Source organism: Dictyobacter kobayashii (genome assembly GCF_003967555.1).
Taxonomy (GTDB): domain Bacteria; phylum Chloroflexota; class Ktedonobacteria; order Ktedonobacterales; family Ktedonobacteraceae; genus Dictyobacter; species Dictyobacter kobayashii.
In genome coordinates this window covers 2607825-2627644 of record NZ_BIFS01000001.1, presented here as the reverse complement: position 1 = coordinate 2627644, position 19820 = coordinate 2607825, and the positions used below count along the sequence as shown (strand labels likewise).

Below are 19820 nucleotides of genomic sequence, written 5' to 3'. Positions count from 1 at the left end.
AAGGAGTTGACATGGCACCGTCAGATCTGGATTTGCTGGAACGGGTGTGTGCTCGTGATACGGCTGCCTTTGAGATGTTGTCAAGTCGTTATCGGACATTGGTGTATTGGCATGTCTTTTCCTGTGTGCATGATGCGGATGCTGCGGAGGATGTGGTGCAGGAGGTTTTTTTATTGCTCTGGCTACGGGCTGAACAGTGGCAGGGACATGGTACGTTGCAGGGCTGGCTCTTGCGTATCGCCCATAATCAGGCTTTGAATTATCTTCGTTCGGTAAGCAGGCGTCGCCAACAGCCTCTGGAGGTACCTGTGGAGTTTACTGAGGATGGGGATGAGAAGGAGTCTATTCCTGATTGGATGGTGGATCAGCAAACTCTTGAGCCGGGTCTGCTGCTGGTGGAGCGTGAGCATCAGCAGTTATTGCAGGAGTTAATTGAGGGACTGCCAGTGGAGAAGCGCGAGGTTTTTCGCCTGGTCCATGATGGGGATCTAGGGGTGCAGGAGGTTGCTGATATGCTTTCGATTCCTACTGGTACCGTGAAGTCGCGCTTGCACTATGCGACAAAACGACTTGCTCGTCAATGGTTTGATCTGAATAAGGATGAGGAGGATCTATGATGAGTCGTACACTACAGGCTGATTGGCATAAAGCTACTTTTGAGCAGTGTATAAATGAGTGGTTACCAGCCTTGCTGGCGGAGCGTTTGCCGTTAGTGGGCTACGAGGTTCGTTCGACTGGCGCCTATACTTATCAAATGCGGCTGACATTGGCCGCAGGCGATGAGGAAGTAACGGTTATATATCAGGATTTGCCACAGCCAGATGCGGATGGGGTGTTTGTGCTGGATGGTTTACGCTATGTGGTGGTTCCTTATGCTTCATCGGATGAACTGGCGCAGGCGGATGTTTTTTGTGTGGGGGAGCAACTACTACAGTATTATCAACAACTTTTGAGTTATCAGGCTCCGGATGCTGTGCCCTGGAGCGAGGCTTTGCTGCGAGCATGGCTGCCTATTGAGCGCTGGATGCGGGAGTTCTTTGGCGCGGAGAAAGGTCCTCTGCTGGATCTGCCTACGACGGCACAGCGGTTAGATGAAACGAACTGGTTGGCGACCAGGCAGCATCTGTTTCGCCTGTATATCAAAGAGCGTAGCCGGCTCTTTACTCCAGGTCATTTCGGGCGTGTTTGTCCTTTTGAGACTCCTGAGGGACCGAATATTGGACGTATCTTTCCTCTAGCTGCTGGAGCGGCCATTCGAGCTGGCAAAGTTGTGGTCTTAGATGATCAACCGGCTGCCATGCTGGGATTAGAGGCGGCCATGATTCCTTTGATGGAGCATGATCATCCCCGTAGCCTGTTGATGGGAACCAATATGCTTCGGCAGTGGCTGAAACCACCTCAACCAGAGCCGGCCCTGGTGCAAAGTGGCAACGAGCCTGCAGAGCCAGATTTCTGGTGCGGCCGCAATCTCTTGACGGCGTTGACATCCTGGGGCGTGGATACGTTTGATGAGGGAATTCTTTTGAGTGCTTCGGCGGCCCGTCGCCTGGACTATCCACGCGCGATTGAGCCAGGTGATAAGATGAGCAATCGCCATGGCTTTAAAGGGGTGGTGAGTCGTATTGTGCCAGATGAGCAGATGCCGCATCTGGCGGATGGTACCCCGGTCGAGCTGGTTTTTAATGTGGTCAATATACATACGAGTCAGTCGTTTGGCATTGTATGGGAGGCGGTGCTGGGTCGTATCGCTCATGCGCAGGGTATGCCAACCATTGCCCCTCCTTTTGTATCTCCGGATGAGCAGGCGCTTCGAGCAGCGCTGGCGAATAATAGTTTGCCAGCGGATGGTATGGAGGATTTAACTGTTGGCTCGGCTGGCGAGCCTTTGCAGCAGCGTTGTACTGTGGGCTGGATCTATTGGGGACGCCTGGCGCATATCGCACAGGAGAAATTGCAGCCCTGGTTGCGTCCACAAACAGGTCAACGCCGTGGCGAGCTTGAGTACTTTGCTTTGCGTAATGGCGGCGCGTTTGAGAATATTCACGAGCAGTTCCATACCTGCGCGCTTACTCCTCAAGACGTTGATGGTGGGCCTGAGAACGCGCAGCGCGCTTCCAGGCTGGCCCCCCAGTTTGTGTCCCTGGCCCGGCGTCTGGCTGCCATTGGTATTCATGCCGAATTAACGGCCGAGCACCAACTAGCATTTCAGTTTGCCCCGCCAGAAGGTAATGTGCTAGAGCTTGCTCTCCCTGTGGTTCATCCCTGGTTAAGGGATCAGCAGTTGACGCGTATCGGTGCATATAGTATCTGTCGTAACCTGGCCGAATATCCAGCCCTGGTGGCTGCCAATACCCATTTACAGCGCATCCTGTCCAGCAAGGCGCCTGAGAGTTTGGCTCGCCAGGCACTGGCCCGGCTAACCATGCATGTGCATGCCTTCTGTGAGGCGCTGATTACACCCGCACTGTTACATTTCAATGCGCGTGCCTCATCGTCAGCCCGTGCTGTCGTTGTGCCTACTTTAGATTTGCATTATGATCAGGTTGGTATGCCTGAAGAGATGGCCTGGTTTCTCTTTGCGCCCCAAATTGCGGCAAGAGCTTGATGCACGAGAAGTGGAGCAGAGAAGTGAGCGCGCAAGCCAGTTATTGGATCAGCTGATGGATGTTTCATGGGTCATCCTGAATCGCGCCCCACCTTTGATGTGCGTACCTTTGTCGCCTGTCATCCGGTACGTTATCCCGACTCGGCTCTCCATGTCCATCCACTGGTGAGCAGACAGGTACAGGCCGATTTTGATGGTGATCAGGTAGCCGTCTTTTTACCGCTCAGCTCTGTTGCCCAGCAAGAAGCTGCTAACCGCCTGACGGCTGTCGCCCAGCTGGCTCATAATCCAGCATTATTGAAGTCGCTGTTGCCTTCTCATGAGGTCATGTGGGGATTGGCCAGTATGAGTTTGACTTCTGAAGGTAGGGATGAGCTAGCTACTATATTGGATGCGCCTCTGGCAGATACTCTGTCTGACACTATTCTGACGCAGGCGCTGTTATTGGAGCAGTTGCAGACCCTGCTCCTGCGTACTGGCCCTGAGCAGGTATTGCAGGCCCTGGAGCGGCTCTTGCGGCGTGGCTTTGAACGTGCCCGGCTCGCCGGGATCTCGATCAATCCTTTTATCGGCAGTAGCGTGCGACAACCTGATCCCGAAGACGCTGTTAGTGCTGAACAATGGTCTGATTGGTTGGCCGAGCAGGCTGAATATCTGGCGGCCCGCGTCGATTATACAGATCCGGATATTGGTACTCCTCTACTGACAGTGAAGAGCGGAGCACTGGGCGATATTGCCCATTTACTGGCACTTTGTGCCGGGCAAGAGGCCGTATCAGATATCCATGGCATGCCTGTAGCGATCAAACATGGCTACAGAACTGGTCTGACAGCGCAAGAACTCTATGCTCTGGCGATTGAGGCTCGCCAATCCTTTGCCGATGTTCTACAAGAATGGGATGTAATTGGCAAGCAGATCAAGGCGCAGAATAGAACAAAAAGCTACCATGTGCTTGGACGTGCTATGTGTTCCTCCCATCCCGGCATGGTCTTTGCCCACGCCGCCCTACAGCACGAAGTTGATCCTCTCATCGACACCGACAGCCGCCTGTTTGTCGGGCTATAAAACAAAGGCGAAAAATGGGCTACCATAGCCCATTTTTCGCCGCTATTTTAAACTCATCCATGCTGAGGAGGCTTGAGAGCCATCCTCACCTACTAGTAGGACCTGACTTATTGGGGATATATTTGCTTCTTTTATGCTTTTGCGCTATTATTAAGTCCTGCTCTAGGCAGACAGGATAGTCCTCATCTGGGTCATATATGGCATCTACCGCATATATATCTGCTTGCTCTACCAGGTTCACCAAGGCGTGAGTAGCTAAATCCACCACTTGACGAGAATATCTATTCTGTTATACTTATGGATAAGAACAAATGTTCTAAAAACTAACTAAAAATTCTAACTGGAAGGAGGAATCGTAATGGGAACGACTTATACCCGCCGACAGCCCGCCTATTACGATGTAGAGGATCGTGACGATCTCTACGTGACTCGTATGCCGAGTAGCGCCCGTCGCTACAAGCCGTATGAGACAATAGATGATCCCCTGGTCTTAAAAAACCAGAACACGTCTTCTATTCAGCGTCGTCGTTCAAATGGTAATACAACCACACGAACTCAGGGTGTCTATACTACACGACAACCAGGTGGTGCTGCCTCTAGTGCTGTCCGACCGTCCAGAACGGTAGATGTACGCCGGGATGACCGTGACAATATGCCACGTCGTCGTCCACGACGATTGTTACCAACGGTTATCGTTGGTATGATCGTCGCTGTGGTGCTTCTGTTTGGTTTGACATCATTAGTCTCATGGTGGCAAGGCTTTCAACAAGATATGACCTATGGTTATCCGCGCACCGCTCAGATTGATGCAGTGGTCGGTCATAACGATAGCAAGGATCACCCTACCCACTTTCTCTTTATTAATCTCCACGGACATATTCAAGTTATTGAAATCCCGGGTGGTGATACCTCGAAAACTCGTATCTTTAATGGCCCAATTCTCGATGGATCTGGCCAGGATCTTATTCCCGTAACCGGGAATGTGGTCAACCAGCAGGGCAAAATCAATTTGATTGTCCATGTCGGTAGCCAGGATTTCCTCTTCATCAATGACGGGAAAATGTTCCATCCTCGCTGATTTTTACTGTATCGAAATGTCTCTATGAATCAGCTTTCTCCTGGGAGAGGAGACGGCGTTTGCGCTCGATGCCCCAGCGGTATCCCCCTGCATCTCCGTCTCCTTTTACTACACGATGGCAGGGAATGATCAAGGCCACTGGATTAGTGGCACAGGCATTGGCGACCGCACGGGCTTTCTTTTTGTCCCCCAGCTTCTGGGCCACCTCTCCATATGAACGTGTCTCTCCCTGCGGTATGCTGCGCAGTATGTCCCAGACGCGCCACTGAAAGGCTGTGGCCTGGATATCAAGGGGGAGATTGAGTTGGGACCAACTGTGCTCGCCTTGCAAAAATTGTAGTATTTGATTGACCCACTCTTCTAACTGGCTGTTATCCAGGCTGATCTCGGCGGCTGGATATTCTTTCTGCAGCGCTTGCTGTAGCTCTTGATCATTATCTCCCAGGCTGACGGCGCAGACTCCTTTGGTGGTGGCTCCCACCAGGAGGCGCCCCAGGGGGCTATCAACAATGGTGTAGGCTATCTCCATCCCCTTGCCGCCGCGGCGGTAGGTGCTGGGAGTCATGCCCATGTGGGTTGGGACGCGCTCATACAGGCGGCTGCTTGAGCCATAGCCAACATCATAGAGTGCTGACGTGACGTTTTCTCCTTCACGTAAGCGATCTTTAAGCTGTCTCAGCCGTTGCGCCTCAATATATTGCCTGGGAGTGATACCTGTGGCCTGTTTAAACAGGCGTTGTAAGTAAAACGGGCTGAGGTGCACCTCTTCACTTAATTGAGCCAGGGTCAGCCGCTCTTCTAGATGTTCTGTTATATAAGTACACATGTGTTGGATAACCTCCTCATTAATTGTGCTAGCGCCCGTTTGAAGTTGAGGCTGGCAGCGGCGGCAGGGCCGGTACCCCTCTTTTTCGGCCTCCTGCGCATCCGAAAAAAATGTTACATTCTCGCGCAATGGGCGCCGCGACGGACACGAAGGTTTACAATAAATGCCAGTGGAGCGTACCGCATAGACAAAGCTGCCATCAGAAAGATTATCTCTCTCCATCACTGCCAGCCAGCGTTGTTCTTCATAGGTTGTATTCATGTATACTCCTGATAGAGCGAGGGCTTCCGCTCAATATGTGCTAGGAATTATCTCATTTAGTATGTTACGATGATAATATAAAAATCCCACAGAATCTATCTGTTTCTTGTTTTTTATATCGCTGGCATCGTTATGAGTGTTTGTTGCTGGTTGGCAGCAAGCAAACAGCTGGTCGGCGTTTATTGGGAAGGAATAAGGTCCGTATGCAAGTATCTCAACCTGATAGCTTAAAAATAGAAATTGATGAGCGTGTACCTGATCTGGTAGCGATGCGCCGTGATCTACATGAACACCCCGAACTGGCATTCGAAGAGGTACGAACTGCTGGCATTGTGGAGCAGCGCCTGCGCGCCCTGGGCTTTGAGGTTCAGACCGGTATTGCTAAGACTGGCGTGGTTGGTCTCTTGCGTGGAGGAGCGGCTGGCCCCAATGCCAGGACACTGGCGATTCGAGCTGATATGGATGCCTTGCCGATTGATGAGTTGAATACTGTTGATTATCGTTCGCAGGTTGATGGTAAGATGCATGCCTGTGGCCACGACGGTCATACTTCAATCGGGTTGACCGTGGCGGATATTTTGAGCCGTCGCCGTTCTGAATTGAAGGGGAACGTCAAATTTATTTTTCAGCCCGCTGAAGAGGTGGTCGGTGGTGCTAAACCTATGGTGGATGCCGGCGTCATGGATGATGTGGATGGGGTGATAGGACTACATTTGATCAGCAACCATCCAGTTGGGCGTGTCGGAGTACGAGCTGGCACTATCTTTGCCAGTGCCGATAAAATGACCCTGACCGTTCATGGTAGAGGAGGACACGGCGGCATGCCTGATACTGCCGTGGATCCCATTGTAATTGCTGCCCATGTCATCACCGCACTACAGACTCTGATTAGCCGCGAGACCTCGCCCTTTAAGCCGGCGGTGATTACGATTGGTACCATCAATGCTGGGACCGCCTTCAATATTATTCCTGAAAAGGCCGAACTGGGTGGTACCATACGCGCTTTTACTGCGGAACATCGAGCTTATCTGACACGCCGTATTGAGGAAGTGGCTAATGGTGTCGCCACCGCGTTGGGCGGCTCTTGTTCAGTCAATATTTATGATGGATGTCCTCCCTGCGTTAATGATGTAGCCATGGCAGAAATGGTGCGGCAAGCGGCTATCGCTGCGGTTGGCGAAGATGCCGTAGATACTGGCGAAGAGATCCTGACTACCGGTGCGGACGATATGGCCTATTTCTTGAATGCGGTGCCGGGCTGCTACTTTATCGTGGGCGCCAATAATAAAGAGAAAGATGCTCGCTACCCACATCACCATCCCCGCTTCAATGTCGATGAGGATGCTTTGCCTATCGGCGTCGAGGTCCTGGTGCGTTCCGCGCTCGACTTTTTCTAATGTGTGTGAAGCTAATTTATGATCAATCACTGGAAAGTGGATAAGAGTAAATCATGACGTTCTTCGTTAGTGATGAAGCTGTAGACCAGTCGCGAGCCGTCCAATTGCCCGTGACTGGCTTTCGTTCGGGTGATCCCGTTTTGGATAAAGCCTTTCGGATCGCTATCGGCGATATAGTGGGCAATATTGTGCCTTTCAAGGATGGCTTGTTGGAGCAGCCTTCCCAGACTTTGATTGCTGGACTTGATTACAGTACACCGTGGACGCGTGATACCGCGATCAATACCTGGAATGGGGCAGGCTTGCTTTTTCCTCAAGTAACCTATAATACGCTGCTATCAGTGCTCAAGCGCGAAGGCGAAGAGGTACTGATTGATGGGCAATACTGGGATGCTATTTCCTGGACCGTGGGAGCCTGGTATCACTACTTGTGGACAGGTGATAAAGCCTTTCTATCCCTGGCCTTTGAGGCTGTGCGCAATTCATTGGCCTATTTTGAGGCTACCGAATTTGATGGCGACCTGAAGCTATTCCGTGGTCCGGCCTGCTATGGGGATGGTGTGGCGGCCTATCCAGATTTCTATGCCCGCACCAACGGCTCAAGCAGTATCCTTGACTGGGTAACTGCCAATCCCGACCAGGCTGCTTCTACAGGTTTCGGCATTCCTATGCATGCACTCTCTACCAATTGTCTCTATTATGCTGCCTATCATTTACTGAACTCCATGGCCAGCGAACTGGAGTGTCCTATTGATCCAGTATGGGAACAGAAGGCGCAGGCTTTGAAAGCAGCCATCCAGAAACACTTCTGGAATGCGGAGACTGGTAGCTATCGCTATTATGTGGATGATTTTGGTAGTAGCGAGCATCAGGAAGGGATGGGCATGCTTTTGTGCTCCTTTTTGGCATTGCGGATGCTGAGCAGGCGAGCTCGGTCCTACAGCAGCAGCATGTGACCGCTCATGGCATCCCCTGCATCTGGCCACCGTTTGAGCGCTATAGCAGCGCGGATGGCATGAGTTTTGGACGCCATTGTGGCGTGGTCTGGCCTCATATTCAGGCCTTCTGGGCCCAGGCGGCGGCTGAACATGGTCGGCTTGATCTGTTTGAGCATGAGTTGCGCAATCTGGCGGGCAAAGCCAGGTGTGATAACCAGTTCGCGGAAATTTATCATCCTATCACCGGTGCTATCTATGGTGGCCTGCAAGAAGGGTGTGTCGACGAGGCTGGGAATAAGCAGATTGGTGAATGGGAATCATGTGCGCGCCAGACATGGAGTGCCACCGGCTATCTGCGCATGATCTTGATGGGCTTGCTGGGAATGCATTTCGATGGCGGGGGAATTAGTTTTCAGCCCTCGGTCCCCAAGGATCTCACCCAGCTTATTCTGACCAACCTGACTTATCGCTCGATGATCCTGGATATCGAGATTCAAGGCTCAGGCTCTACCATTCAGGATTTTCTGCTTAACGGACAGGCGGTGCCCGCCAGGCGCATATCGGCCTCCAATACTGGTAGGCAACATATAGTCATCCGATTAGGCTAAACCAACAATAAATGCATGGGAGAGACAATTGCCTCTCCCATGCATGCCACTAACTGCAGGCGAGCTCCGCAAGCTGTGGAGCTTCAGGTTTAGGACCTGTATTATTTCTCTTGTAAAGCCTGTTGCATATATTCACGTAATGCAGGGGCAATATCTGGATTACGCAAAGCCCAGGCAATCGAAGTGGTTAAAAGTCCAATTGGTGTGCCCATGTCATAGCGTTTGCCGGTATAGTGCAAACCATAGCAACGCCCGGCGCGGGCCTGCTCAAGCAGAGCATCTGTAAGCTGGATCTCACCACCTCGACCGGGTTTGGTTTTCTCAAGGATAGGGAATATATCTGGTGTTATAACATAGCGACCGGCAACCGCCAGGTCAGAAGGCGCATCCTCAATGGAGGGTTTTTCTACCAGATCTTGCACCTGATAGATATAAGGCGCTTTCTCCTGCACCGAAGCGATGCCATAAGAAGAGATAAGCTCGCGAGGAGTCGAGAAGAGCGAAAGTACCGATGTCTGATACTTTTCATGGATCTCAATTAGTTGTGGCAGGCAAGGTGTCTCGGGTGCGAAAATCTCATCGCCCAGCATAACCACAAATGGCTCATCACCAACTAATTCTTTGGCACACAGTATCGCATGGCCCAGCCCCAGTGGCTCTGCCTGGCGCACCGACACATACTTCGCCATCTCCTGAATACGCTGTACGGCCGCTAACTCTTTCTTCTTGCCTTTGCGCTCCAGAGCCAGTTCTAATTCTGGAAAGGCATCAAAGTGATCTTCGATGGCGCGCTTGCTGCGGCTCGTCACAAAAATAATCTCTTCAATACCCGCCTCAACCGCCTCTTCCACAATATACTGGACAGTTGGTTTATCGACAATTGGTAAAAGCTCTTTCGGAATCACCTTAGTAGCTGGAAGTACTCGTGTGCCCAGTCCGGCCACAGGAAGTACTGCTTTACGAATACGCATCGATCCTCCTTTATAATAAGCACAAGCAATCAGATTGACATGCCTGTTGTCCATAGCATCCTTAGTCTGTAACGTATTGTATTTTATTGCATTGCTGAGGTCAATCTGAGCAGCATCCTCTATTCAATAGAGGATGCTGCGGTCATAGCCCGGTGTTGCCGCCGCAGGCGGCATGGAAAAGAGAAGGTTTCGGGGGCACAGCCTCCGGACCCCCAGTCAAGGGGCTCGCCACCCCTTGTATCCCCGCCAGCCCCGCGGCATGTCCTGCCGAGATCCTGGAAGTGACCGCCGCTCCTGGCCTCGCCGCCTGGTATCGCTCCAGCGGGAGTGCAGAGGGCGGCGAGCCCTCTGCCTGGGGGCCCGGGGGCTGTGCCCCCGAAATCTTTCCCTTTCCCCTCTTGCCGCCGCAGGTGGCAAGAGGGGAAAATACCCTACAGCACATAAAAAAGAAGATGGAACGTGTCAACACACCTCCATCTTCTTTTCAGACCCCCTCATCTTCGACGCAATAACGAAAGAACAATAATAATAACGATAATAATGATGAGGTAAGGCAACTCAATACTGAGGTAAAGGGTATTGTTCGCCACGTTCAGATTCATAGCAAATGCACTCTTTCCTTTTATGCTTGTAATATTTGCCTATCAATTTACTCTTCCTTTTTATAGCACGTCTTTTGGGGTTAAAGAGTTTTACGGTATGCAAATCTTTGTATGATCGAAAAGTAGAAAAAAACTAATTTTTTTCACCCAACTGGTTTTCAAGCTGATCAGCTAACAACCCGGTAACTCCGCCCCAGATAAGATGAGCTATAATCATAAGAATATTACGTTGCTGCGTCTCATTAGTTCCAGCCGCGGCAAAATTTGCCGCTGGTAACCACCCCATATAGCTACCTACCCAGATACCCAGGCCAAAAAGACTCCCCTTAAGCAATGGCGGAAAAGCCCATTTTCTGGTAAACGTCATATAAAGTGAACCCATCGTGGCGCCATAGCCCAGATGGGCTGCCAGGCTGCTGCCCAGCAACTGTGGCTTATCGATTGAGACATCAGCTCGCGCGGCTATTTCAGCTGTAATTTTTTCGGGTGGCAAAGCATCTTTCTGCCAGGTTGGCAAGGCCTTATGGGCAGCAAGCATAAAAAAGGTCATTGGGATGGTCGCGATCCCTCCAGCCACTGCCCCGATGAGGGAAGGAAGAGTGAAGTTTGGTGCTGGTATTTTAAGTTCGTCTATCATATCATGCTCCTTGCATCAGTATAAGGCCTGAAGAGCGTTTCCCTCCATACTTTATATATGTAACACGTAGCTCGTACTACAAGCGGTTTCGATACGATAAAGTAAACAATAAAAAAACAGGGATGCAAGCACATCCCCGTTCATATGCTATCATATTCAGTTACTATTTAGCATGTTTTATCGCTCAAGCATTACCAAAGATCATCGCGGCAATAAAGACCAGAATACCGCTTCCAACCACCTGGATTATTGATTTGAGCCATTGGGTTTTGAAGTAGCGATGGCGAATAGCGGCAATCACTACCAGTTCAACAGCTACCACCACATAAGCCAGTAGTAGCGCGACATGAATATCTTTTACCAGGAATGGTAGGGTATGCAATGCACCACCAAGCAAAGTCATGATACCAGTAATGCTGCCACGCACCACCGGACTGCCGCGCCCGGTTAATGTACCGTCATCCGAAAGACCCTCTGAAAAGGCCATACTAATGCCGGCACCTGTAGCTGAAGCCATACCGACCAGAAATGCGGTGAAAGGATTATGGGTTGCGAATGCAGTCGCGAAGATAGGGGCCAGGGTTGATACCGAACCGTCCATCAAGCCTGCCAATCCAGGCTGTACGACCCGTAACAGGAAATCATGCGATGTATCATCATTATTGCGGAGAGCACTAAATATTGCGGCAATTTCCTGCCGAACAGTTACTTTTTCCGCCTGCTCTATTGCTAGCTCTGGACGATCAGTATTATTTCTCTCTTGTACCATTGAACAGTCTCCTTATTAATCTGACTGCGTTTCTCACTCTGCCATCTATGTGAATGGATCTGTCCCACCAAACATACGCTGGCTATACACATATCTAATGTGTCTGCTTCTTACTACACGCTGGACAACGCCCATACAGTCGCAGTTCATGCGAGCTCAGTTCGATACCAGTAGCTATAGCGGCTTGCTCTAATATTTCCTGGGTAAGAGGAATATCTATCGGGACATCCAGTAATGTTCCACATTCTGTACAAATCGCATGATCATGCCGGGAGATATGCCCATCATAGCGGCACGTATCGTCACTATGCCTGAGCTCCTTAATATACTCTTGTTCAACCAGGCTATGAAGAATACGATATACACTTGCCAGCCCAATCTGTGGCCGTACCTGCTTAACAGTCTCATATACTTCGGAAGCCGTGGGATGATTATGGGCTGCACGCACCATTTCTAACACTGCCTGGGCATTAGCGTTTAGCTTCTCTCTCATTTATCGGCCTCCTCTATTAGGCCACCCTAATAATGATAATCATTCTCACTTCTTTGTGTACCGGAACTATACCACCTGGATTATCCAGTGTCAAGGTATAGAGAGGCCCTGTTGAAAAACTGGGCGTGATTAAATTGAGTACTTGGTAATGATTAATTTCTGCAAATTTAGTATTCAAGTGAGATTATTTAAAGTTTGGTGATAGACATCAAATATGGGAGATTCCTTTTACAGGCAATTTAAATAATCAACCTTGTATTGGAAATTAGAACTTGTGTATCAACAAATTGTTATAGTTATTAATAGCTATATAATAGGATGCATTAGAAAAGAGTAAGTAAGAATCTGTTTCAATTTGAATGTTTTGCTTTATAGGACTTAGGCTATAAATATGAATTTATTCTTTGCTGAAACCTTGATAATTGACTTATCCCTTGTGCTAGTGTAATGTATTGATATTAAGGTATGCCAGTTCTGTTATAGGACTATGAGTTGTTTTCTATGGCGTTACAACTATCCTTAATCCTTGCCTTTATTTTGCTGGATAGTATTGTTTACCTGGGTGAATTCGATTATTAATCAACAGTATCTATGATGGTACCGGAATCCTGGACAGGCAAATAAGATAAAATAGCTGTATCAGAATGAGTGCAAAAGGAGAAAGATTATGGCAGGACCACGCAAACGATACAGCGCAGAATTGAAAGCAAAAATAGCACTCGAAGCCATTCGCGGCAACAAAACCGCCAACGAAATAGCGGCTGAGTATGGGGTTCATCCAACACAAATTGCTCAATGGAAAAAACAAGCGCTTGACGGATTACCTGCCGTGTTCTCGACACGCGGTCCTGGCCAGGAAAAAAGTGAGGAAGACCTCACAGCGCCCTTGTATCAACAAATCGGTCAGTTGAAAGTGGAACTGGACTGGTTGAAAAAAAAATCAGGCCAGCTCCGTTGAGCACAAGCGCCAACTCATCGATCCTAACGATCCGCAGCTTTCCATTGGACGCCAGTGTGAACTGCTGGGGCTTGCGCGTTCGAGCTACTACTATCAACCCGTTGCAGTCAGTGAGGAAGATCTCATGTTGATGCGCTTATTAGATGAGCAATACACGCGGACGCCGTTTTATGGCACACGAAAAATGACAAACTGGCTCAACCAACAAGGCTATGGAGTCGAACGCAAACGGGTCCGTCGCCTGCTTCGCACGATGGGTTTAGAAACGATCTATCCTCATCCGCGCCTGAGCCAGCCTGGAGCTGTGGAGCAACGATTTCCCTACCTGCTGCGCAATGTGGAGATCACCACTGTGAACCAAGTGTGGAGCACGGATATCACCTATATCCGCCTGGCACGCGGGTTTGTCTACCTGGTCGCTGTGCTGGATTGGTGGAGCCGCTACGTGCTTTCCTGGGAACTCTCCATCACCTTAGATACGAGTTTTTGCCTGGAAGCCTTGGAGCGAGCTTTGAACCAAGCGACGCCAACCATTTTCAATAGCGATCAGGGGGTCCAATTTACGAGCACAGAGTTTGTGCAGCGATTGCAAGCCGATCATATTCGCATCAGCTGGGATGGGAGAGGAAGAGCCTTAGACAACATTTTTGTGGAGCGGCTCTGGCGCTCTCTGAAATATGAAGACATTTATCTCAGGGAGTATCAAAACGTTAAGGACGTAAGGAACGGAATACAAGCGTACTTTGAATTTTATAATCACCAGCGTTTGCATCAGTCACTTGACTATCAAACGCCAGCTCAAATCTATCGGCAACGTTGATAAGCGTAACGTAAAATACTCATTCTCATGTTGCTGAGTTTTATCTTATTTGGGCCCGTTTTTTGTCTTGACAAACGGTACCGCTATACATATTACTTGGATTATGAAATGAAAGCATACCGGAGATCTAATGGAAGTGATATAGTCAAATGGCGTTTGCAAACTAATATACAAAGAGATCCTTCAAATGTTCTACTTAGATGTATTCCAGATTTTGTATTTATATGGGAAGATGAGGAGTCTGATCCAGATCTTTGCCTATATGGTGAAGCTAAGAGATTATTTGGAACGGGGGCTTCTTTAGCTGGTAAATATGTAGAAGAAGGTTTATTAGATTATACTGAAGGAAGATATGGCCGAGGACATAACTATGGAATCATGATTGGTTATGTACTCGCTGCTCCTTTATCTAAAGCTGTTGATGCTGTAAAAAAAGCTATGAATGATAGAAAAGCAATAACCGCAGAAATTTCACCTTTTACGCTAAGTAATTCATTTAGTTCTCATCTTTTCACTCATCAAAGTACTCATCTTCAAAATGGCTTTAAAGATCCTATGACTATTATTCATCTTTTTTTAGATTTCTCTTGAATATTTTGTAAAAAATTAGTTACTGGTGGTAACCCTGATCTCCCATTCCTTTAGTGTTGGACGACTCCATCTGTAAAGTTTGAGTTCAGTAGGTATAAGATTATTGTTTATAGTTTTTGAGAGATATTGTCCAATTCTTATTCCGAAAGGCATGCCATGACCAGAAAAGCCTGCAACTATATAGACTCCTGGCATGTTTTCCAGTTTGTCTACTATAGGGGTGCCGTCTGTGGTGTAGTCGAGTAAGCCTGCCCAGCGTTGGGTGACTTGGAGGTGAGTTAGAGCTGGGAAGAGTTGAGGTAAGACTGTTTGTAGGGCGTCTTGTACTTTTTCTGTGGTTTGCATGTCCCAGACTCGTAGCCTGGCATCGCCTTCAACTGAACCGCATCCGCCGAGGACAATGGTGCCATCGGGTCTTTGCTGCCAGTATTCGAGCCCAACAAGATTGGCTGCCATCCCTGCTGTAAAGATAGGTTCTATTGGTGCGTATGCAAGCATTTGTTCTCGAATGGGTATGATGATGTCTTTCAATTGAGGGAGCAGCTGACTGACCCAGGCGTTTGTGGCGACGAACACCTTCTTTGCTTGCAACGTTCCTTGTGAGGTATGAAGAGTTACCACATCATTCGCTGCTTCTATCTTGAGCACTTCTGCTTGATAAGCCTGGGCACCATGGCGACATGCTGCCGTGACTAATCCTTGAACGAGTCGAGCAGAGTGAACGGTTCCTTGATTTGGTATAAATTGGGCTCCGATAATTTGAGAGGAGATAGGTGTCTTGATGAGAGACTGTGTCTGGTGATGGTCTATGATCGTCGCTTCAACTCCATCGGCTGTCAGTGCATGTGCTTCTTCACTCAGTTCCTTCAACTGTTCTTCTGTGATGGCCAGTCTTAGAGAGCCTGGCTCCTGGTAGTCACATTGAATGTTTTCTTCTTTGATGACTTCCTTTAATAGCTGCTGGCTTTTGCATGTCAGATCTAAAATCATCTTGGCCGATTCATGCCCTAGGCTGGCAATGGAGTTTTGATATAGTTCTGATGGGCCTGCGATCACAAATCCGCCATTTCTGCCTGTGGCTCCGTAGGCCAGTGCATTCTTTTCGAGAAGTGCAGTTGATATGCCTTCTCGTGCTAACCAGTAACAAATGGAGGCTCCTGTTATTCCTCCGCCTATGACAGCAACATCTATTGTTGAGGGTAAGTCAGTTGAGAGTGGAACAGCTGGAATAGTGTTTTGCCAATATGATGTTGTCATTTGTGAGCATCCTCCATTTGTTAATGCTTAAAGATATATTATCATTGTTCAGTCTTCTTGTCAGATTTTTCCCTTTTCATATCCGCCAGTACTTCATTTATTAATTTTACAGGCTGTTTTATGTCCTGCACAAGATATCCTTTCCTTTCGCCGTCATATAATGAGACAATTTCCTCAAAGCCTAATCTCTCAAAAAGCTTCTGGCCTTCTTTGGTGGCTCCAATACCATACCAATTCTTGATATCAAACTGGCGATTGAGAGTGAGTGCCCATTTTACTGTCTGCTTGATCAGGAATCCACCTCGATCTCTGTCTATTCTCTTGTTTCCTGATGGTTTTACTGTCACTGTTGCTACATATACAGAGATGCCTGGATCAGTCCATTGTTTAATTGCTCTGAGAGGAATGTCATTCTCTCTAATTTTGTCATGTATAAGTGCCTGTAAAACTTTTTCTTCGATAGGCATTAGACTTGAGTATCCTACAGATTGACCTTGATCTTTGAGATGCATAAATATCTCATCATTTATATCTCTCCACTCCAGCAAGGTTTCAAATGGAGGTACATCATCTTCCCCATACATTTCCAGTCCTATCAGCACCTCTGTCCATAAATCAGCAATGGTTGATGGGGCTAGAACGAGGTGCTGAGGGCCTTTGCCCTTGATTTTTCTGCGTTCACCTCTGTTGGCAAGGATATCTATGGCGTTTTTAGGATAACGTCTGCCTCTTTGTCGGCCTGGCTCTAACTCTGATGGTATTTTCCCATCATCAACCTCCTTAAAGAAGGTTGAACGAGCTTTCTTAAGCACTTTCATTGCTTCTTCTGCTGTGTAGTATTCAATATTCAAAATGATCTCCTCTCCGCCCTTCAAGCAAGCGTTTTCCTAATATTGTATCTCATAGACTTAGATTTGTGTATCTCTAGATTAATATACGCTTAGTCTTAGATTTATTTTAACACAAGAAATTCAAGACTTATAGACTTGATTTATTAGACTTATAGACTTAAACTTAGATTAGTGGACTTGAGGTAAACAAGTCCCGGACGAGAAATAAAAAAAACGTAGCGCAGACGAGTCAAACAAGGCTCTTGAAAACAGAACATTTGACAAACAGCAAGAAACAGGTCCTGCACCGTCATATGACGAGGGTTATATGGCCACTGCGGGAAGGGAAACGGAAAGCTGCACATACTCTACAAACGCGCTGAATGAGCGGCTTAAAAACCGGATAGTGCTACTTGGATGTGGTGAGGATTTGGAGTGAGGGACTGAGTAGGGCGACGAAGGCGATGTGAGAAGGCTGCAGATGAAGGAAGGGCGTAGAGACCACATAGACGGTGAAGAGCTTTTCTAAGACTTACCATCAAGGAATGGGCTGCTAACGGCTGTGTGGAGCCTTATTTTTCCATGGTGGCTGGTACAGACGGTGGTGATGGTATTGGGTTGGGTCGTACTCTGTACCTCTGATGCAGGTGGAAGGGTCTGATTTGTTCTTATGTGGCAGGGATGATCGGTGGTTATCGGATTGATTGAATAGGATGTGTGGTTTTGACAGGGAGGTCTGTGATGTCGTGGTTTGGTGGGAAACGGAAAGAAGAGCCTGCCTTTGTGTGGCAGGATGGGGACGCAACGGATGAAGAACTGGGCGTATCAGAGATATCCTCTAATGGGTGGACAACGGATTGTGCCTGGTGCTTACAGGAACAGGGAATTGAACCCAGTTCTGGTTCGCATGGGGTGTGTGCGTATCACCGTGATCAGCTCTGGCAGTCGTATCAGGTGCGTCGTAGCAGTCGTCACCGGTAGTGTGTTTGTGGACGTTGTCGGGAAAAGTCCCCGTTTAAACGGAGTGTTTTTTTCTGAGAGATGGAGGTGCATTGATGTCTGGTCGAATTGTGATGGAACAGGGTACAACACGGTATGTAGAATTATCGTTGGAACATCAGGACGCACAGTGGCATCCTGACAGCGATAAGTGGATCGCTCCTATTGAACAAACCCTGGTGGTCTGTGAGCCAGAGAGTGTGACATTGTTTCGATTGAATACCCTCAAGTCGCCGGAACAATTTACGCTCACTCATGAAGAGCTTCAGGTGCTCATTCAGGCGTATCCTCATTATTATCAGTCGATCCAGGGTCGTCAGTCAGTCTACGAGATTGGGAACCTGGATGATCATCCGTTTTAACGCGTGCATAGTGTTGTAAGGTTGTCCGGTTGTATGTGGTGGAAGGGTATGACTTTGCTGAAAGCATGTTGCAAGGGTGGTCTGGTGGTGGTGTGCTGCTCTCGTGTCCTGGGTGCTTTGAAATGGCGGTGATGGTGTTGTGTGCCATGCCATATGGCGGAAAGGAGTCTGCGTATGAGTACTGTCGACCTACGTTTAGAGGCGTTCTGCTCCTGGCTCTGTGAGCGTGAGTCTGAGGTGGTTGGCTATCCTGGCATCTGGTTCAATGATCCTTTAGCGGAGTGGATTTCTCAGCAAGTAGGTCGGGTGTGTGGTGTGGAAGGGAAGGTCTACGGCCCTGCGGCCTGGGATATGTGTCGGTGGTGGTGGTTGCCGCTGTGGGCACAATTGTTTGTGGCCTGGACCGACAAGTATGCGAAACGAGCGATGACAGGTGAGCAAGCCTTTGCGATCCTGGCAGAGATTGAGCGACGACATCAGCGGTTGGAATGGTAACGCGAATAGGAGGATGGTGGTATGCGCTGTACAGTCTATCTCTGGAAGGCGATTGACTCGGATGAGGCGGATGTGGTGCAAGAGGTGCGGGTAGTATGGAATGCGGATAACGCGATTCAGCAGGTGATGCGGGAACATGGTTTGCCCTACATTCACTATGCCTGGGTGGTTCCTGCCAATGAGAATACGGCCTGTACTGAACGGGTCGCGGTGCGCTGCTATTCGGTGCCAGCTCGTGGGCGGTGAGGAAGAGGACATGGGAGAGAAACGAAAGTATTCCTCCTGGCGACGTCCATTTCGATTGCAGTTATCGGTGTCTGCGGCGGTGGGCTTTGATGCGGTGGCAACGTTGGGAAGCTGTGAGACACCGGGCTGCGGCCTGTTTGAATGGTGCCGTGGGGCAAGATATTGTCGAGATTGCTGGTTGCAGGTGTATGGGAAGGATCGGCTTCCCGAACGATGGGGATATCACGAATAGGAGGTGTCAGATGTTGATTGGATGGTCTATTGTACTCACCCTGGTTGCAGGGGCGGCGTTCGCGCGAATGCGTGGTGTGGTCAAGGCCTGTGGAGTGTGTTTGCTCTTTATCTGTCTGGCCGTTTGTCTCTGGCAGGTGGCCGTGTGGTGGCAGGTGTTTTCGTAGGCGTGGTGCGGTTGTACGGTGACGTTGATGGGTAATGAAATAACAAGGAGATGCGCGATGAAGAGGGAAGTATTCTGGTTGCTGGCGGCGCTGGCGGCGCTTCTATTGGTGATTGTGAGTGGTGCGTATGTCGATATGATTCATTTCTTGCAAGCCTGGTAAGAAGAGAGGTGACTGATGGAACAGGAACAACTCATGCCGGATCGTGAGGCCATGATTCGGTTTCTTGATTGGGTCAAGGTACAAAGTGAAGAGGTGTTTGTGATGGTGTTGTCGCATGTTGCTACCATCCAGAGTGTCCTGGCAGGCAGCATGTTATGCGGGATACAGACACCGACACAGCAGTTTGCCTGCCCTGACTACTGGAGCATGCAGGACTCGGCGTCAGCGTTACGTGACTTTGCGCAGGAGCAAGGATTTGCGGATGCTGCGCATTTCTGTGAGGTCACCCGTCAACTGGCTGAGGATCATATTCTTGCTTTTGAGGAAATTGTACAGCAGTAAGCGTGTGGTGTGGCATGAATGAGTTGTGGTCCCTTGTCGAGAGCAACTCATTCATGTGTTTTTTTCTGTTTGAAATATGTGGGTGGCATTGCCTCTGACTCAATGCCAAT

General features: G+C 49.0%; 23 protein-coding genes. 16 read left to right on the top strand and 7 right to left on the bottom strand.

Annotated elements, in window-relative coordinates; all coding sequences use genetic code 11:
- Window positions 1-11: 11 nt before the first annotated feature.
- From EL645_RS11530 to EL645_RS11515, 4 genes are all read left to right on the top strand, one after another.
- Window positions 12-617: an RNA polymerase sigma factor gene (locus tag EL645_RS11530; protein WP_126550162.1), complete on the top strand. Its 606-nt coding sequence runs from the start codon at window positions 12-14 to the stop codon at window positions 615-617.
- Window positions 614-2605, top strand: a complete 1992-nt coding sequence (locus EL645_RS11525) for an RNA polymerDNA-directed RNA polymerase subunit B (RefSeq protein WP_126550161.1) — start codon at window positions 614-616, stop codon at window positions 2603-2605. Before EL645_RS11530 ends, EL645_RS11525 begins: the two co-directional genes overlap by 4 nt.
- A 66-nt stretch (window positions 2606-2671) precedes the next feature.
- Window positions 2672-3670 carry a hypothetical protein gene (locus tag EL645_RS11520; RefSeq protein ID WP_126550160.1) on the top strand — a complete coding sequence of 333 codons (999 nt, stop codon included), beginning with the start codon at window positions 2672-2674 and terminating at the stop codon, window positions 3668-3670.
- 358 nt (window positions 3671-4028) lie between these two features.
- The gene (locus EL645_RS11515; RefSeq protein WP_126550159.1) at window positions 4029-4748 is read left to right on the top strand and encodes a hypothetical protein; all 720 of its coding nucleotides are present in this window, start codon (window positions 4029-4031) and stop codon (window positions 4746-4748) included.
- A gap of 22 nt (window positions 4749-4770) precedes the next feature.
- Here the strand turns inward: EL645_RS11515 and ada are convergent, their stop codons facing one another.
- The gene (gene ada / locus EL645_RS11510; RefSeq protein WP_126550158.1) at window positions 4771-5835 is read right to left on the bottom strand and encodes a bifunctional DNA-binding transcriptional regulator/O6-methylguanine-DNA methyltransferase Ada; all 1065 of its coding nucleotides are present in this window, start codon (window positions 5833-5835) and stop codon (window positions 4771-4773) included.
- A 203-nt stretch (window positions 5836-6038) separates the two neighbouring features.
- Here ada and EL645_RS11505 point away from each other — a divergent pair, with 203 nt between their 5' ends.
- Genes EL645_RS11505 through EL645_RS11495 form a run of 3 tightly spaced genes read left to right on the top strand, consistent with a single transcriptional unit; the run spans window position 6039 to window position 8778 of the window.
- The gene (locus EL645_RS11505; RefSeq protein WP_126550157.1) at window positions 6039-7232 is read left to right on the top strand and encodes a M20 metallopeptidase family protein; all 1194 of its coding nucleotides are present in this window, start codon (window positions 6039-6041) and stop codon (window positions 7230-7232) included.
- Window positions 7233-7285: 53 nt separating this feature from the next.
- Window positions 7286-8188: an amylo-alpha-1,6-glucosidase gene (locus tag EL645_RS11500; protein WP_126550156.1), complete on the top strand. Its 903-nt coding sequence runs from the start codon at window positions 7286-7288 to the stop codon at window positions 8186-8188.
- Complete coding sequence (locus EL645_RS11495) at window positions 8125-8778, top strand: glycosyl hydrolase family 65 domain-containing protein (protein WP_126550155.1); 654 nt, start codon at window positions 8125-8127, stop codon at window positions 8776-8778. Before EL645_RS11500 ends, EL645_RS11495 begins: the two co-directional genes overlap by 64 nt.
- 101 nt (window positions 8779-8879) lie before the next feature.
- Here the strand turns inward: EL645_RS11495 and galU are convergent, their stop codons facing one another.
- The 4 genes from galU to EL645_RS11470 form a co-directional block, all read right to left on the bottom strand.
- Entirely contained in the window at window positions 8880-9749 is an 870-nt protein-coding gene (galU, locus tag EL645_RS11490) for a UTP--glucose-1-phosphate uridylyltransferase GalU (protein WP_126550154.1), read from the bottom strand.
- A gap of 735 nt (window positions 9750-10484) precedes the next feature.
- On the bottom strand, window positions 10485-10988 hold the full coding sequence (locus EL645_RS11480; protein WP_126550152.1) for a DUF1440 domain-containing protein: 504 nt from the start codon (window positions 10986-10988) through the stop codon (window positions 10485-10487).
- Window positions 10989-11172: 184 nt separating this feature from the next.
- Window positions 11173-11757, bottom strand: a complete 585-nt coding sequence (locus tag EL645_RS11475; protein WP_126550151.1) for a VIT1/CCC1 transporter family protein — start codon at window positions 11755-11757, stop codon at window positions 11173-11175.
- A 94-nt stretch (window positions 11758-11851) separates the two neighbouring features.
- Entirely contained in the window at window positions 11852-12250 is a 399-nt protein-coding gene (locus tag EL645_RS11470; RefSeq protein WP_126550150.1) for a Fur family transcriptional regulator, read from the bottom strand.
- 667 nt (window positions 12251-12917) lie between these two features.
- On the opposite strand from EL645_RS11470, the gene EL645_RS11465 reads away from it, so the two are divergent.
- Both EL645_RS11465 and EL645_RS11460 read left to right on the top strand, forming a co-directional pair.
- Window positions 12918-14028 (top strand): IS3 family transposase gene (locus EL645_RS11465; protein WP_371865653.1). Its coding sequence is split into 2 segments (ribosomal slippage): window positions 12918-13196 and window positions 13198-14028, totalling 1110 coding nucleotides; the frame shifts between segments, so codons are not numbered across the junction.
- 108 nt (window positions 14029-14136) lie between these two features.
- Complete coding sequence (locus EL645_RS11460) at window positions 14137-14619, top strand: hypothetical protein (RefSeq protein ID WP_136625197.1); 483 nt, start codon at window positions 14137-14139, stop codon at window positions 14617-14619.
- 15 nt (window positions 14620-14634) lie between these two features.
- On the opposite strand, the gene EL645_RS11455 is transcribed toward EL645_RS11460, so the two are convergent.
- Both EL645_RS11455 and EL645_RS11450 read right to left on the bottom strand, forming a co-directional pair.
- Window positions 14635-15876 carry an NAD(P)/FAD-dependent oxidoreductase gene (locus tag EL645_RS11455; RefSeq protein ID WP_126550147.1) on the bottom strand — a complete coding sequence of 414 codons (1242 nt, stop codon included), beginning with the start codon at window positions 15874-15876 and terminating at the stop codon, window positions 14635-14637.
- A 41-nt stretch (window positions 15877-15917) separates the two neighbouring features.
- Window positions 15918-16727, bottom strand: a complete 810-nt coding sequence (locus EL645_RS11450) for a hypothetical protein (RefSeq protein WP_126550146.1) — start codon at window positions 16725-16727, stop codon at window positions 15918-15920.
- 720 nt (window positions 16728-17447) lie between these two features.
- Between EL645_RS11450 and EL645_RS11445 the strand changes: the two genes are divergently transcribed.
- The 7 genes from EL645_RS11445 to EL645_RS11420 all read left to right on the top strand — a co-directional run bounded on the left by EL645_RS11445 (window position 17448) and on the right by EL645_RS11420 (window position 19710).
- Window positions 17448-17687, top strand: coding sequence for a hypothetical protein (locus tag EL645_RS11445; RefSeq protein ID WP_126550145.1), 240 nt, complete (start codon window positions 17448-17450; stop codon window positions 17685-17687).
- A gap of 74 nt (window positions 17688-17761) precedes the next feature.
- Window positions 17762-18067, top strand: coding sequence for a hypothetical protein (locus EL645_RS11440; protein WP_126550144.1), 306 nt, complete (start codon window positions 17762-17764; stop codon window positions 18065-18067).
- A 174-nt stretch (window positions 18068-18241) separates the two neighbouring features.
- Window positions 18242-18562: a hypothetical protein gene (locus EL645_RS11435; RefSeq protein ID WP_126550143.1), complete on the top strand. Its 321-nt coding sequence runs from the start codon at window positions 18242-18244 to the stop codon at window positions 18560-18562.
- Window positions 18563-18583: 21 nt separating this feature from the next.
- Complete coding sequence (locus EL645_RS39990; RefSeq protein ID WP_126550142.1) at window positions 18584-18808, top strand: hypothetical protein; 225 nt, start codon at window positions 18584-18586, stop codon at window positions 18806-18808.
- A gap of 10 nt (window positions 18809-18818) precedes the next feature.
- Window positions 18819-19040 carry a hypothetical protein gene (locus tag EL645_RS11425; protein ID WP_126550141.1) on the top strand — a complete coding sequence of 74 codons (222 nt, stop codon included), beginning with the start codon at window positions 18819-18821 and terminating at the stop codon, window positions 19038-19040.
- 10 nt (window positions 19041-19050) lie between these two features.
- Entirely contained in the window at window positions 19051-19206 is a 156-nt protein-coding gene (locus EL645_RS39235) for a hypothetical protein (protein ID WP_161977309.1), read from the top strand.
- Window positions 19207-19383: 177 nt separating this feature from the next.
- On the top strand, window positions 19384-19710 hold the full coding sequence (locus tag EL645_RS11420) for a hypothetical protein (RefSeq protein WP_126550140.1): 327 nt from the start codon (window positions 19384-19386) through the stop codon (window positions 19708-19710).
- The last annotated feature ends 110 nt before the right edge of the window (window positions 19711-19820 follow it).